This is a genomic window from Chloroflexota bacterium, assembly GCA_018648225.1.
Lineage (GTDB): Bacteria > Chloroflexota > Anaerolineae > Anaerolineales > UBA11858 > NIOZ-UU35.
This window is the reverse complement of sequence record JABGRQ010000026.1, coordinates 1-14701: the sequence shown is the minus strand read 5'-3', so window position 1 is coordinate 14701 and position 14701 is coordinate 1. Positions and strand designations below refer to the sequence as shown.

Sequence of the window (14701 nt, the reverse complement as noted above, 5' to 3'; positions counted from 1 at the left end):
AGCTCTTTGTGAAGAAAACAAAAATATTGGTTACGTGGTAATGGGCAACATAGCCGCTGACCTTTCATTTAAGCTCCGGCACCGCAATTTGGTTAGTGGGAAACGGTAAAATTATGATGGCAACATATAAGATCAGTTATATTATTCAGGATGTCGAACATCCAGGCGGGATTGTAAACTTGAATTATCAGCCAGTGGCAGGCGATACGATTGACGTAGGCGGACTCCTTTTGGAGGTGCGTGAAATATTCGAGTTGATTCCAGCGAATAACGATTTTTATTATCTTCATGCCACCTGCAAAATTATTGAGGCATAATCGAAATTTATTGATCAAGGTTTTCGCCGCGCAAAATGCATGCCTAAAGTCTTAGCAAAAAAGCGGAGAGCTTGGCTCTCCGCTTTTGATTTATACGGCTTTTTATCAAGCAATTTCAGGCTCGATGATGCCATACTTGCCATCACGGCGACGATAAAGCACATTAATTTGCCCTGAATTCGCATTCATAAATATGAAAAAGTTTTCGTGTCCCAGAAGTTCCATTTGTTCAACGGCTTCGGTCTCATCCATGGGCGTAACCATAAAATGTTTACGGCGCACGATTTCCGGGCCTTCCAACCCCAGAGCCTCATCGTCATGCAATTCCATATCGGAGCCAAGTAGGATCTCATCCACCACGGGAAAACTCTCTGTGCGCTGCTGATAGTGCTTGCCTTTATAGCGCTTGATACGGCGCTGGATTTTCGGCAATGCCATATCAAAGGCGGTGACGATATCATCGGCACGCTCCTCGGCCCGTAAAATAAATCCTTTGCCGCGAATGGTAATCTGGGCCACGTAGCGATCCCCAGCGTCCCTGGCCGATTTGACATAGGCCAAATCAACCCGAGCTTCATAGATATTTGTAATATAGCGATCTAACTTTGAGATTTTTTTATCAACGTACTCTTCCAAGCGATCTGTCATTTTCAGGTCACGTGCATATAAATTGACTTCCAGTGTCATCATATACCTCCAGTTCTATAGTTTTGTATTGTGGTAACAATATTTCATGGCTTCGACGACAATACCGCACGAGCCAATGTTAAGCCATAAACGGCATTTGCGCCACCTTGCAACAATGCATCTGCACAGGCATTCAGCGTTGAGCCGCTCGTGGCAACATCATCCACCAATAGAATTTTTTTACCAAAAACTCGTTCTGGCAATGCTTGAAAAGCATTTTGTACGTTATCACGACGCTGCACGCGCGTCAGACCAACTTGCGACCGAGTATCCCGATCACGTAACAAAACTTTTGAGGAATGGTCTATCTGCAAGTCCCAGGCCAGGGGTTTTGCCAGCAAATCTGCCTGGTTATAGCCACGTTCCCGCATCCGCTTATTACTCAATGGTACGGGAATTATCAGATCAATTGGCCAGGCTAACGCCCGAACCATCTGGCTTAATGGGTGTGCTAAAGCATCAGCCAACGCCATATCGCGCCGGTATTTTACCCGATGCCAAGCCTGACGAATTGGGCCATCAAATTCCGCCCATGATCGGATTGCGCACAGGCTGGGAGGCTGAGTCTCACAACGACTACAAAGTTCCCCCAGTTCTATGGTTTGCCCACACAAACGACATGGCGAAGAAATTAATTTTACATTCTGATGGCAAATCTCACACCACCGCGCTCCCGGCTGCCCACATCCTCCGCATGTCGGTGGAAATAACCAATCTAATGCTGACCAAACCAATCGATACCAACTATAACGCATCAATGGCTCCAATACCCCTGAAGACTACAACCTAAAACATTCCTCCCATTGCCGAAGTGAGCAATTGAACCGCCGCAGGTCCTAACAGAATGATCAACAAAGATGGAAAAATCAACACCCCCATTGGAAATAACATTTTAATGGGAGCTTGCTGCGCTTTTTCTTCTGCTCGTTGACGGCGCCTGATGCGCATCTGATCAGCCTGAATGCGCAAAACTCGCGCCATGCTGACACCTAATTGTTCACTTTGAACAATGGCTGCTACAAAAGATGTCATCTCTGAAATATCAATGCGGTCTGCCATATCACGCAATGCTTCTCGGCGCAATTTTCCCAACTGGATTTCACGCAGCACTCGGCTGAAAGCAAGCGACAACTCGTTTTCCCACTTCTCAGTAACTTTTGCCATAGCACCATCAAAGCCAAGTCCCGCTTCTACACAGATTGTCAAGAGATCTAATGCGTCTGGTAAAGCTTTGCGCACATCATCTTGCCGACGATTGATACGGCTGTTCAACATCAATTGAGGGACATAAAAACCCAGCAGTGTAAAAACCCCAACAATGAGTAACTTGCGCCCCCATGTCCAATCAATTGATCCTATTGAGAAGATGAAGAATAAGAATCCAGTAATAAGCACAGCCAAACCAAAGCGGGAAGCCCAATAGGTCGTTGGCTCCAGGCCACGCGGGTTTCCAGCCAATTCAATTTTCCGGGCAGTCTCATCCAGCGCATTTTGAGGGGTAAACCGCAATGCGACCTCTCCAAAACGGCGCGCCATGGGAATAAAAACACGATCTGTTAGCGACTGTGACATCTCAATTTCTTCAAGAGATGCCAATTCCCCGCGATTAACAAATTCGCTTAATCGCTCCTGAAGTGGGTCTTCACGTCCCTCTCGTTCTCGCAGGCCCACAACAACCAGAACGATCATTCCCACCAAAACTATGCCAACCAGAATGATAATTACCATTATGTCCATGGATTTACTCTTTTAGAGAACGCTCACTAATTTCATCTTATGAGAAACGAAAATAACTAATCGGAAAATCATTAATCAGCATTGCGTTATTTAGACTTCGATTTTTGCTATGCGCGTCATTACAAAATAGCCGGTAGTAACCAGGGCAGCCGCGGCGCAGAAAATGCCGTAACCACACATCATTGTGCTAGGCTGAAAGACAGACATAACATATTCGCGATTTCCAAGCCAGATGATGCTCGTTAAAATAAGCGGCAACATCGCCAGAAATCTTCCCGAATACATTACCTGTGCGGTCAAAACACGAATTTCGCCTTTGATACGAATACGCTCACGAATTGTATGGGCAATCGTGTCCAATATTTCTGCCAGATTGCCGCCAACCTCACGCTGAACATTTACTGCGGTAACAATAAGATCCAGATCTTCTGATGGAATGCGCCGGAGTTGATTATCTAAAGCCTGTTCCATCGATATGCCTAACTGCATTTCTTGCACGACCCTACGAAATTCATCTGACAGAGGAGATGGCAATTCGCGGCTAACAGCCTCCATGGCCTGGGCCGTAGAAAAGCCAGCTCTCAGGCCATTGACCATCAAACTGAGCATATCTGGCAATTGATCATTAAATTTCTGCAAACGTTGGTTTCTCTGGCGGTTGACGTAAAAGCGGGGCAGAAAAAAACCAATCACTACACCAATCAGCCCTGAAATAATTTCGCGCCCTCCGAAAAACCAGGTTACAAAACCCACACCTATCATCGCGATAATAATTAGAGCAAAGTACTCACCTGGTTTCAGTTTGAGATCAGCCTGTGCCAAGTTTCGTGCTACCCCGCCACCCCATGAAGTCCCCTCAACACGCACATTGACCCAATCTGTCAACGCGGATGATTGTTCGCCCGCTATATCCAAAGCAGAATCATCTTCAATATAGTTGATCAGGCGCTCTTCGATAATCGATTGCTCACTGGACAGGGTGATCACAATCCCAACAACCAGTAAGATCAAAACTAATGCACCGCCACCAATCAACAACATTGTCATAACAAATTATCTCCGATCAACTCAACCGACAGCACTAATAACCTCGGCGGCCACCCACGCCAAAGATGGATGGCGGCAAATGTATTCCAGCGGCTTCGATTTGGCTAATTGCCTTCGGACGCAAGCCCGTTGGCCGTAACTCACCGATCACTTTACCATCTTCAATGCCGCGCTGCTCAAAAACAAAAATATCTGTCATTGTAATGACATCCCCCTCCATGCCACTAATCTCAGTAACATTAACAACTTTACGAGTGCCATCCCGCAAACGTTCCTGATGAACAACAACATCAATCGCGGAAGCAATCTGTTCGCGAATTGCTCGTATGGGAAGTTCCATTCCCGCCATCATTGCCATCGTCTCAATACGGGCCAGTGTATCGCGCGGACTATTCGAGTGGGCAGTGGTCATCGAGCCATCGTGACCTGTATTCATTGCCTGAAGCATATCGAGGGCTTCTTCATCGCGGATCTCGCCCACAATGACACGATCGGGGCGCATACGCAAAGAATTCACTACCAACTTGCGGATCGTAATCTCTCCGGTACCTTCAATATTCGGAGGGCGCGATTCCAGGGTTACTACATGCTCCTGACGCAATTGCAGCTCGGCCGCGTTCTCAATAGTGAGAATACGCTCATCGGAAGGGATAAATTGAGAGAGAATATTTAGCAGCGTAGTCTTGCCTGAGCCCGTACCGCCTGAGATAATGACATTTAGACGGGCTTCAACACAAGCTTTCATAAATTGGAGCGATTCCGGCGTGACGCTGCCAAATTTTACAAGCTGCTCAATGGTAATCGGGTTCCTGGAAAATTTACGGATTGTCAGTACGGGCCCAACGAGCGAGATCGGCGGGATAACTGCGTTGACACGTGATCCATCTGGCAAACGAGCATCCACATAGGGGCTGGATTCGTCGATACGACGACCCAATGGAGCAACAATGCGTTCGATGATACGCATTACGTGTTCGTCGCTCTCAAAGGACATCGGCACGCGCGTCAATTTACCGCGCTTCTCAATATAAATATTCTTGGGGCCGTTGACCATAATTTCAGTGATCTCATCATCTTCCAAGAGCATCTGAAGGGGGCCAAAGCCCAATATCTCTGCTGCAATCTGTTCGAACAGACGATGCTTCTCCTGACGAGAAAGAACAATATTTTCCTCTGTCAACACCTGTTCAAATAAATCCCGAATTGTCCCCCGTACCACAGCAACCTGGGTAATATCAGTGGCGGGGTCTAACTCTGATAGCAACCGATTTTGAACACGAGATTTTAAGTCGTAGTACGCATCGCGCTGGGCATCCCCCTCGGGGGGAGCGATACGCCGAGATTGCAGCGATTTGATACGCCCTTGCCCACCCGAGCCTTCCCCTTGACCCGATTGTCCTGTTTGACCTTTTTCAATTCGTCGCAATAAAGACATAGTTACAATCCTGGTAAATGAAGAGCGCTTTCAAAAAATATCTAATGCAGCGCTAGCGTATTTATTCGTCGTGGGCGGCTTCAATTTCTGCCAACTTAAGACGAACCATTTCTGCAAGATCTAAAATAGAACGAGAGATTGGACGTTTTTTGTCATTTAGAATGAATGGAACACCCCGATTTACGGATGGCACCACGACCCGCTGATCTAGAGGGAGGGCAAGTGCTACAGGTTGCCGCAAATTATCACCGATAGCTTCCGGGGTTATCGAGATGCGCTTATCGTACTTATTGAGGATAAATATAATTCGGTCGCGTTCCAACCCTACAACCTCGGATAAATCTAAAAATAAGCGGGCATTATTAATCGCTGGAATATCCTGAGTAGCCAAGAGAATAACCAATGAACTGGCGTCAAAAGCGCTCAGAATTACATCAGAAAGATAGGATTGCGCATCAACAATTACATAAGAATATTGGCGCCGCAACTGTGCCAATATCTTGGCGAAGTGATCGCCATTCACATTTTCAGCATATTCTGGTCGCAGTGGTGCTGCCAAAATCTTCATCCCTGTAGAGCGGTGCGTAATCAACACATCTTCGACTACATCAACATCAAGTTCATCCGCTCGAGGGGCCAAGTCGACAACGCTGTTTTTGCCACGTTCGTTTAAGACTACTGTAGCATCCCCGAACTGCATATTACCATCAACCAAAACCACAGGGGTTTCGGGATTGTGCAGCGTGACAGCCAGATTCGTGGCAACCATAGTTACGCCAACACCACCCTTTGGGCTATATACAACAATCACCTTCCCATACGAAGTAGCGGCATGAGCATAGTCGCCGCGAGCTGGCCCCGAACTACTATCTGCAGGATAGCGCTCTTTTGATTTGCGATACTCTTCATGCGCCATTTCGCCCGCCCGCCGAATAGCCGAAATCAACTCATCGACCATTGGCGGTTTCGTTAAGAAATCACGCGCCCCAGCCAACATCGCGCGGCGCATATAATTTGGATCCCCCTGAACCGACAACATTACAACCTGTATATGAGGCAATTCTTTTCGGATAGCCTCTGTAGCTGTTATGCCATCCATATCTGGCATATTTATGTCCATCAAAACTACGTCAGCAGTAACATCCCTAACTAACTGGATACCTTCACGTCCGGTTGTTGCAGTTCCAACAACCTCAATATCACTTTCAAATTGAAGTAGTTTTCGGATATTTTCACGAGTCTCGCGCACATCATCAACAATGACAACTCGAATTGTGGCTTCAGCACTCATGCATTGCTCCAGAATGATTTCGATCTTCCAAGTATATGAAAATCAGCAGCTAGAGATTGTGCTACTACGGATTAACAAACTCTTCGGTTTGCGGCGCTTCCCCAAGAGGTTCAATCGCATAAGGCAATTTTGCCGGGGCAGGAATATTATAAACATCCAATAAAAACTGCATCGTTGCAGCTTCTGTGCTAAAAACACTATCATCGCCCGAAGAACGCAACACCAATGTCAGTTGTGCACCCGCATTACGCAAATAATTCAGCGCAACTGCATCTTGCGGATTCACAATCAATGTGATCACCTGAGGCATTGGAATCACAGGCTGCTGTTGTTCAGTGCCGTCCTGCGCAACATAAGGCTCTTCAACCGGAACCTCACCTTGCTGCACAGCTTGTGCACCGGCTTCCTTTTCAGCAAGTTCTTCTTCCAGCAACTGGAAGCGACCCACCTGTAACACTTCAACATCATGTAGAATAGTCTGGCTAACCAGGCGGGCACGCTGATCCTCAGAGGGAACAATATATACTAGTTCATTCAATATCGGGTCTAATTCTGTCCGCCCCAAAACCCCAGAAGACTCATCGCCAACTACCCTGATTGTAATTTTGCTTTCACCAGTCTCAAGATTGATATAAGGACCCTCAACAGCACCAACACGATTCGGCAACGCTGTCTGATATTCGCTATCAAGGTCCAGCATCTGCATTGTAGCAATTACCGCCACATGGTCGCCTGGACGCGGCGCGTAGGAAATAAAATCTTCCTCGGTTTCAACCCGGATGGTAATGGCTACTTTGCCGCGAGGAATTCGTAATGCAGCAAGAGACCCCGTAGCTGACAACTGATCGGCTGTATCCACCAGCATACTCGCCGTCAGCGGAAGGCCTGAATCCAAATCAAACTTTGCCTGCCGGCCAACCACCAAGGCCATATCCGAAAACATGCCTTCAAAAACAATATCTCGGGGCATATCTACCAAACCCAAGATTGTTTCATCCAACACGGTTCCACGAGGTGTGGGCTGGGTGACAACTACAACTGGCACCAAATCGATAATTGGTGTTGGCTCCGGCATATTTGCCACATCAGCCGAACCCGATTGCGACATTCGTTGAAACACCACAAATGCTGCGATCAAGCCCAATAATACGATGGCAGCCAGATAAAAGAAAACTCGTCCTCGACGCATGATAGCCTCCCGATTCGTTGGCTAAAGTTTATTGACTGATGCTATCATCAATGTACGCTCCAGATGTGTGGGAGCAAAAGATTTACATATATAGTCTACCTGATATTTAAAATTATTGCTACCCTGCAATCCCAAATCTCCGGCAGTCCTAAAACAAAATAAGGCCCTGCCCAACGCAGGACCTTATTTTCATTTGTCGTACATCAAGTTCGGAAAACTAGATATTGGCAATGATATTGCTGAACACGTTGCCAATCGCCGGGCCGAGCAGAGCAAGAATAACAATCACAACAACGGCTACTAATACAAGAATTAACGCATACTCTACCAGACCTTGGCCTTTTTCTTTCGGTGCGAATAACATGGTTGTAATCCTCCTTTCAATTTAGATTCCAGCACTAAATAAAAATAAGTTGCTCAGATTATAAGCAAAAATTCAGGATAATACAATAGGTTGGACTTATCCTTACAATTCTGTAAACACTGCCTGGTTGGATGCGCTGACTGGAATTTGGAAAACTACATAGCCACCGCGGCCCGGCGTGCTTTCAAAGTCCATAAATCCCCCCAGCATTTCCACGCGATCCTTGATCGATTTGATCGACAAGCCACCACTGAGTAGAGCGCCATCATCTCCCCACCCTTTGCCATTATCTTCAATCGACACTTTTACATTGTTTTCACCAAGCGCAATAGACACTTTTATCTCGCTGGCTTGCCCTTGTCGATGCGAAAATCCGAGCAGATCTTGCACAGAACGAAATACAATGACCTCAATATACGATTCAAGCCTGCGCTCAACGCCAGAAACAATCAAGGAAACCTGTATTTCGGATTGTTCTTTGAACGCCTCAACATATCGTTTTAGGGTAGGTATCAGCCCTAAATCGTCCAGCATCATTGGGCGTAATTCAAACACAAAATTACGCACTTGCTGAAATGCCGACGTAGCCGCCATCTTCAAGGCAGCCAGTTCATCTCGTGCTCGATCCGCATCAATATCAAATAAACGCAGAGCAATTTCAGATTGTAGAATAAAATTGGAAAGCGCCTGCGCAGGTCCATCATGCATTTGACGCGACAAACGCTGCCGCTCGGCCTCTTGCGCCTGAATAATTGCCTCTACCATACTAAAGGTTTCTTTCCCTGGTCCTGTTTGCGGAAGCACACCATCAGCCAACAACTGCGTCACCCGCCCCAGTGAGTGGGCCAGGTTTTCCAGATTTTTCTTATCACTATTTAATTTCTCAATCTGGCCGCGCATCAAAAAGATGCGCTGTTGCGCTTCTAACGACTCATCATAAGCCTGTCGCACTTCAAGTGGCAATAATGCATCTGCGGTGCCGCGCACTTTTTGCAATTTAGATGTCACCAGTGTATTGCGTTCGGCCATACGGCTCATTTCTGCCTGGCTTTGCTGTAACTTAACATCAATATCAGTAAGCGCCCGCCGGGTATCGTCCACTTCTTGCTGCAACTCGTCTAGCAACGTATCCCACGGATTTGCCGTTACTGGTGATTGTCCTTTAAAAACCATAACTTACTCCTGGGAGAGAAGGCCGGGAATATCTTCATCGGGTTCGTACAAGCGGAACCAGCCACGACGCAAGGCATAAACGGCTGCCTGAGTGCGGTCATCTACGTTTAGTTTGCGCAAAATCGAAGTAACATGATTTTTCACTGTCTGATAGCTGATTTCGAGCAGCATGGCAATTTCTTTATTGCTCATCCCCTGGGTAACATACGAAAGCACTTCCATCTCGCGATTAGAAAGAGGATGCAGCGGCTCGGCAGCATCACGATATGGGCCAACCGTATCTACTACGTGCCGCTCGACCCAACTTTGAAGTTCGCGCTCGCCAAGCACAGTGCCATTAATTACATACTTCCCTTTTGCCACATGGCGCACAACTTCCACGAGTTCCTCGGGGCGAATATGCTTCGGGCAAAATGCAGATGCGCCACTTCGTACGGCGTGGATGATCTGTTCAGCATCATTGTAGGCGGTCACTAATACAACTCGCGTCGGCAAACCCCCGGTTTTGATTGCGCGCGTCACCTGGAGGCCATTCTGACCTGGCAAATTGACATCCAATACAACGACATGGGGGCGTATTTCCCGCACTAAAGCCAGAGCGTCATCCCCATCAGAGGCCTCACCTACGATTTCAAAATCGCTTTCCAGCGAAATCGTATCTACCACGCCCTGACGAAAAAGTGGGTGGTCATCAACAATGATTACCTTTAGCTTATCCATAAAAAAACCCTACTTTTCTAACTAGCAATTCACCTCAATAGTACCGCCAGTATAGCACAGGAGTACTAGACAAGCAATAAAAATTACGGGTGATTCCACTCATAAACAGCCATATTCTCGTAATTCAGTTCGATGGAGAGGGGCGCGTCGGTCGTGAAACTGAGGGGGGCGCGAGCGCTCAGGGCGGGGTACCAACCCGGAAAGGTGACCAGCGCATCCACGCCTTGCTCGGTGAGATACGCTTCAAGCCGCGCCTCATCGCGAATAAAGGGAATCACATCCGGGGAGATGAGTCCAGCTAAATCGACAATTGGACGGCCTGAAAAGTAGCCCAGCGCGCCAATATCATGGGCGGCAATTAAAGCATTTGGTGCTGTATTCTCGGCCACCCAATGCGCGGTTGCTACCATTTCGCTTTCAATAATTTCCACATCGCGGGCGTAGATGCGCGCCCCCATCACCCAGAAGCTCAGCGCGACCACAAAAACAATCAGCAACCAGGCGCGGCTGACTACCCGAATTGCCATGCGTTTCGAGTGCAAATGAACCAGCCGCGCCAACCCATCAAATCCCAATAATAAAAATATCGGAATTACTGGCATCACATAGCGGCCATATTGAAACAACACCGGCAAGCGCCAGGCATAGAGACCAAGATACCCTAACACCCACAGACCCGCGGCGACAACCGGCCAGCGGCGAGTACGCACCCCAACGAAAAATGCATAGAGAAAACCGGGCAGCAACACCACCCCAACTCCCAGCAACGGAATGGCGGCTTCTTTTAACCAACGCACGAGAAAAGGATTCTCGCGCAAGACTGCATATTCAGCCTGTTTGGCGTAAAACGTGTTCGGCCAAAACGCCCCCGCGGTCGATTGATTAAACAGCAGATAAGGGACAAACAGTAGCGCAAACCCCGCCAGCAAGACCAATACCTGAGACATTTTTTTATCACTGGCCGCGCCGCGCAACGCAAGAGAAAAAATGACCGGTCCCAGCAGCGTCAGACCATCCGGGCGAACCCAAACACTCAGGCCTACCAGCGCACCCAGGCCAAACCAATACAACCTGCCAGTTTGTGCGCGCGGCACCGCCACCAGCAACGCCAAAAATACAGCCAGCGAAAACACCGCAAAAAAGGCCGTCTCCATCCCCGAAGCCGCGGCCCAAACCAAATGCCACTCGAACATCAATAACGCTCCCGCCCAAAATCCCCATTTCCGGCGTGATGGAGCAAGCCTTTCAAACGCGGCTGCGCCAAACACACCCAGGGCCAGTAAAGAAAGCCAACCGAGATAATAGGCTGCCACATAAGGCCCCAGCCCCAGAATATGTCCAAGCGACAGCAAGCCCGCCCACAACGGCCCGGTTGACCCGGCAGAAGGCTGCCCGGGCACAAACGACCATTCGCCATAAAGCGCCAAATTTCGAGCATAGGTTTGATGAATCCAGGCATCATCCAGTGGAAAGCCTGGGCCATAGCGTTGTGCGCTCACCAGCAAATATACCCCCATCGAGAAGGCTGCCAGGGCCGCGAAAACTAGCCAACGCCAATGAGCCTCGCCGGGGATCGCAGCTGATGGATTTTGTGTCATAAAGAATCCTTACTCATTTATAATCCGCAAAATATGGCTCTCGCCATCGCTCCACAACAATGCAACCTGACTATACGCAATTGGATTTTCAAATAATTCCTGCAAGCCTTGCGGGTGATTTGCTTCGAGCAAAACAATTTGCGCTCCGTAGCGTCGGGCGACGGCCAGCAATATATCCACATCCCCATCGGGGATGACAATCGAGGGACGCTGGCTGACCAGATAAAATCCGGGCGGATTATTGACCAGAATGATGGCCTCAGCAGGGATAGCGAGACGATGAAGTTGATCCTCCAGATCGGCATAGGCAATCTGGCCTGCACCCCAGGGTTGGCCGCCAGCCCCCCAACCCAGTACCCGCCCCCCCACCAGATACACAGAAAGCAGAGCCGCGAATCCAATGATAGCGCTGGAGAATACGATCCGCGAACCCCGCGGGGACCAACGCCGCACGCGCGCACCCCATTCCAGGAACACATCCAGGCCCACTGCCGCCAATGCCCAAAACAGGGTTTGTAGCGCGGCACCCGAATGGAAGAAGCCGCCGCGCGCGCCTGCGTAGGGAAAGACAAACGTCATCGCTATCAGAGTCAACCCCCAGGCCGCGATCCCGATCTGCACCGGGCGCTGACGCCGCAGCCGCCAGGCTCCCAACACAATTAAAGGAGTCAAGAAAATTTCTCCCTGTACGGCCAGCGCGGTTTGCAAATTTTGCCCCAGCGCCCAAAGGCGCGCGTTCACGATAGCGGCGAATCCACTTTTCAACCAATGCGAGAAATCAATTTGCGAAGCCGGGAAAGCAAATAGCTGATCGTAGTTGGTAAACCACAACGCCACAGCCCCGCCCGGCGAGAACGGGGTGCCCCAAATGGCAACATTGCGCAGCATCCACGGCAGCGCGGGGAGCGAAAATGCAACCAATAGCGCCATCGAATAGCGCACCCTCCCGGTTGTCAGATCGCTGTTTAGCATCCACAGAGCGATCAGCAGCCAGAGCAGGCCATCGGCACGGCTGAGATACATCAGCCCGGCGAGCAGACCCAAAATAACGGCGCGCGGTAATAGAGACTCAATTTTTGCGGGCATATATATAATCGCGCCACCTAAGAGCATATATACTGCAAATGTGTCTGTCGTTGGCAAAAATGGCAGGTAGAAAAACGAAAAAATCGCCAGGATGCCAGCCAGGAGGGCCGTATTTTTTTTGCGCGTCAACGAGTAGGCAAGCGCGGCGGTTAGCACAGGCAACCCGCCCGCGCACAGAATAAAGCCAAGTTGAGCGACATGGAAAGCCACCGATCCGCCCAGTTTCATCCCGGCGGCGGCCAGAAGTGAAGTGAGTGGCAGCCAATAGGCATGGGAGGGGTGCGGCAATCCTTGGGGATCATCGAGGTAATTCCATAAAAAGGGTTCATTGAAGCCTTTTCCCTGAGCCAGTTCTCTGCCCGTGGCAAAATAATATTCAGCATCCATATAGCCCGGCGCAGATTGAAAACTGCCCACCCATCCAATCCCCGCCACCCCCAGCAGGAAAAGAAAAACGAACACCCGTTTACTCATGGCAACTCCAACGAGTACAGGGTGTAACCCTCGCCAAAATGCTCCACCACCGGAATACCGGCGAGCAATTGATCGAGGACAAGCCAATCTTCGGGTTGGTAACGTTCATCTGACGCGCGTGTAAAATCTGCGCCCAGGCGAAAGTACAAAACATGCGAATACCCTGCCGCGCGCCACGATTGCGCAATTGCTGTTGAATTTTCGTAGGCAGCCCGATCAAGATGCCAGCGATCTAGTGTTTCATCGGGAATGCATTGCGGCAGACAGGCGAAACTGCGCGGCTCCCAAAGCATGAGCACGCGCGCCTCGGCAGGCAGTTCAGCAACTGAATCCACAGCCCAGGCATAGCCGGCCAGGTTATTCAAACGATAATCGTCCCGCTCCAGAATTCCCAGCACCACCGAGAGGGCATCCATTTTAATTGTCGAAACTCCCACCTGAAAAACATTCAACCACAAGACCAGCGCGACGAAAACACCCGCAATCCGCCCCGTGCGCACCTGTGGAAACCGTAACCGCCCAACAGCGTCAAATCCTGCCGCGGTCAGAAAAGCGAAAGCCGGGAAGAGCGACCAGTACATACGGGTTTGAATCAGCAGCCCGGAGAGGCGCGCCGCAACCGCCCAGAGCGCCAATCCCAGCACAGCCACCAGCGCGGCAACGCCGAGAGTATTTCGCTGATCTTGCGAACGCGCTTTATATCCAATCCAGGCCAGTGCGCCAAACGCCAGCAACAAGGGGCCAATGGAGGCGCTATATCCCGGCGCGCCTTCGGCTCCGGTCCAGGTTGCCCGCACCGGGAGAAAGATTAAATCTTGCCAGTTTCCCCACGGGGGTTGATTCTGCTGCAATGTCAGCCGGAAGGCATTCATCGCACCGGATTGGAAGAAAAATGGATAAACCGGATTGCCTGTTGCCAGGGCATTTTTGATCCACCAGGGCGCAGAAACCAAACTCGCCACGCCCCCAAAAAGTAAAATATTGAGTATCCAGCGCCGGGGGGGTGTTTTGCGTGCGGTCCAGGCAATCACACCCAGTCCAATCAGCACCAATACCCCGGCAGTATATTTGGCACCCAGCGACAAACCGGCAAAAATCCCGGCCATTACCAGCGCGCGAGAATCATCTGTAGAACGCCAATCTGCTAATATCACCAGGAAAGCCAGCCCCAGCAAGACCATCAGCCAGCCCACATAACCCCAGGCCAGCGAAGTTGCACTGGAATACCCTGCCAGCAGGGCCGCTACAGCTACCCAGGCTGATCGCTCACCAAAGCGCGGGGCAATATATCCCCATGTACCCGCTAATGCCAAAACCCCGAAGCACCAGCCCAAGGCCATAGCCGATTCAGCGCCAGCCAGCAACATGGCCCAGGTAAACAACATTTCCGCGAGCTGCGGCATCCCCCAGAGCATGGATTCGGGTAAATAGATCACGCGGCCTGCATCCAAGTAGGCGCGCGGGAAAGCCAAATGGTATACCAGGGTGTCAAATTTCAACGGAGGGGCCAACGCCACGATGAACGTCGCCAGCAAGAGCACACCCACCCCCACGGCCAAAACCCGGCTCACTTGGTCGGAATC

The 14701-nt window shown here is 49.8% G+C and carries 15 protein-coding genes; 2 read left to right on the top strand and 13 right to left on the bottom strand.

The window, feature by feature from the left end:
• Window positions 1-113: 113 nt before the first annotated feature.
• Window positions 114-317, top strand: coding sequence for a hypothetical protein (locus tag HN413_00850; protein ID MBT3388938.1), 204 nt, complete (start codon window positions 114-116; stop codon window positions 315-317).
• A 105-nt stretch (window positions 318-422) separates the two neighbouring features.
• Here HN413_00850 and raiA read toward each other — a convergent pair whose 3' ends face one another.
• Window positions 423-1007, bottom strand: a complete 585-nt coding sequence (gene raiA / locus HN413_00845; GenBank protein MBT3388937.1) for a ribosome-associated translation inhibitor RaiA — start codon at window positions 1005-1007, stop codon at window positions 423-425.
• A 41-nt stretch (window positions 1008-1048) separates the two neighbouring features.
• On the bottom strand, window positions 1049-1477 hold the full coding sequence (locus HN413_00840; GenBank protein MBT3388936.1) for a ComF family protein: 429 nt from the start codon (window positions 1475-1477) through the stop codon (window positions 1049-1051).
• Here HN413_00840 and HN413_00835 point away from each other — a divergent pair.
• Complete coding sequence (locus HN413_00835) at window positions 1453-1794, top strand: hypothetical protein (GenBank protein MBT3388935.1); 342 nt, start codon at window positions 1453-1455, stop codon at window positions 1792-1794. The two genes, HN413_00840 and HN413_00835, sit on opposite strands and share 25 nt — an antisense overlap.
• Here HN413_00835 and HN413_00830 read toward each other — a convergent pair.
• From HN413_00830 to HN413_00780, 11 genes are all read right to left on the bottom strand, one after another.
• Window positions 1791-2693 carry a type II secretion system F family protein gene (locus HN413_00830; GenBank protein MBT3388934.1) on the bottom strand — a complete coding sequence of 301 codons (903 nt, stop codon included), beginning with the start codon at window positions 2691-2693 and terminating at the stop codon, window positions 1791-1793. The two genes, HN413_00835 and HN413_00830, sit on opposite strands and share 4 nt — an antisense overlap.
• A 138-nt stretch (window positions 2694-2831) precedes the next feature.
• Window positions 2832-3788, bottom strand: coding sequence for a secretion system protein (locus HN413_00825; protein MBT3388933.1), 957 nt, complete (start codon window positions 3786-3788; stop codon window positions 2832-2834).
• 34 nt (window positions 3789-3822) lie between these two features.
• Complete coding sequence (locus HN413_00820) at window positions 3823-5223, bottom strand: CpaF family protein (GenBank protein ID MBT3388932.1); 1401 nt, start codon at window positions 5221-5223, stop codon at window positions 3823-3825.
• Window positions 5224-5284: 61 nt separating this feature from the next.
• Window positions 5285-6514 carry a response regulator gene (locus HN413_00815; protein MBT3388931.1) on the bottom strand — a complete coding sequence of 410 codons (1230 nt, stop codon included), beginning with the start codon at window positions 6512-6514 and terminating at the stop codon, window positions 5285-5287.
• Between the two features lie 64 nt (window positions 6515-6578).
• Window positions 6579-7652, bottom strand: a complete 1074-nt coding sequence (locus HN413_00810) for a hypothetical protein (GenBank protein ID MBT3388930.1) — start codon at window positions 7650-7652, stop codon at window positions 6579-6581.
• A 268-nt stretch (window positions 7653-7920) separates the two neighbouring features.
• Window positions 7921-8067 (bottom strand): Flp family type IVb pilin, encoded by a 147-nt coding sequence (locus HN413_00805; protein ID MBT3388929.1) that lies wholly within the window; start codon window positions 8065-8067, stop codon window positions 7921-7923.
• Between the two features lie 102 nt (window positions 8068-8169).
• A complete protein-coding gene (locus tag HN413_00800; GenBank protein ID MBT3388928.1) occupies window positions 8170-9240 on the bottom strand; it encodes a sensor histidine kinase in 1071 nt (356 codons plus the stop codon).
• 3 nt (window positions 9241-9243) lie between these two features.
• Window positions 9244-9960 (bottom strand): response regulator transcription factor, encoded by a 717-nt coding sequence (locus HN413_00795; GenBank protein MBT3388927.1) that lies wholly within the window; start codon window positions 9958-9960, stop codon window positions 9244-9246.
• Between the two features lie 83 nt (window positions 9961-10043).
• Complete coding sequence (locus HN413_00790) at window positions 10044-11558, bottom strand: hypothetical protein (GenBank protein MBT3388926.1); 1515 nt, start codon at window positions 11556-11558, stop codon at window positions 10044-10046.
• A gap of 9 nt (window positions 11559-11567) precedes the next feature.
• Window positions 11568-13118, bottom strand: a complete 1551-nt coding sequence (locus tag HN413_00785; protein ID MBT3388925.1) for a hypothetical protein — start codon at window positions 13116-13118, stop codon at window positions 11568-11570.
• The coding region (locus tag HN413_00780) for a hypothetical protein (protein ID MBT3388924.1) at window positions 13115-14701 on the bottom strand (1587 nt) is incomplete at its 5' end. The genes HN413_00780 and HN413_00785, both read right to left, overlap by 4 nt.

Bases quoted from the DNA above. Each gene is read 5' to 3' on its own strand.
- HN413_00830 (MBT3388934.1), bottom strand. From the start codon at position 2,693: ATGATCGTTCTGGTTGTTGTGGGCCTGCGAGAACGAGAGGGACGTGAA.
- HN413_00805 (MBT3388929.1), bottom strand. From the start codon at position 8,067: ATGTTATTCGCACCGAAAGAAAAAGGCCAAGGTCTGGTAGAGTATGCG.
- raiA (MBT3388937.1), bottom strand. From the start codon at position 1,007: ATGATGACACTGGAAGTCAATTTATATGCACGTGACCTGAAAATGACA.
- HN413_00850 (MBT3388938.1), top strand. From the start codon at position 114: ATGATGGCAACATATAAGATCAGTTATATTATTCAGGATGTCGAACAT.
- HN413_00800 (MBT3388928.1), bottom strand. From the start codon at position 9,240: ATGGTTTTTAAAGGACAATCACCAGTAACGGCAAATCCGTGGGATACG.
- HN413_00795 (MBT3388927.1), bottom strand. From the start codon at position 9,960: ATGGATAAGCTAAAGGTAATCATTGTTGATGACCACCCACTTTTTCGT.
- HN413_00815 (MBT3388931.1), bottom strand. From the start codon at position 6,514: ATGAGTGCTGAAGCCACAATTCGAGTTGTCATTGTTGATGATGTGCGC.
- HN413_00790 (MBT3388926.1), bottom strand. From the start codon at position 11,558: ATGACACAAAATCCATCAGCTGCGATCCCCGGCGAGGCTCATTGGCGT.
- HN413_00825 (MBT3388933.1), bottom strand. From the start codon at position 3,788: ATGACAATGTTGTTGATTGGTGGCGGTGCATTAGTTTTGATCTTACTG.
- HN413_00840 (MBT3388936.1), bottom strand. From the start codon at position 1,477: ATGGCGTTGGCTGATGCTTTAGCACACCCATTAAGCCAGATGGTTCGG.
- HN413_00785 (MBT3388925.1), bottom strand. From the start codon at position 13,118: ATGAGTAAACGGGTGTTCGTTTTTCTTTTCCTGCTGGGGGTGGCGGGG.
- HN413_00820 (MBT3388932.1), bottom strand. From the start codon at position 5,223: ATGTCTTTATTGCGACGAATTGAAAAAGGTCAAACAGGACAATCGGGT.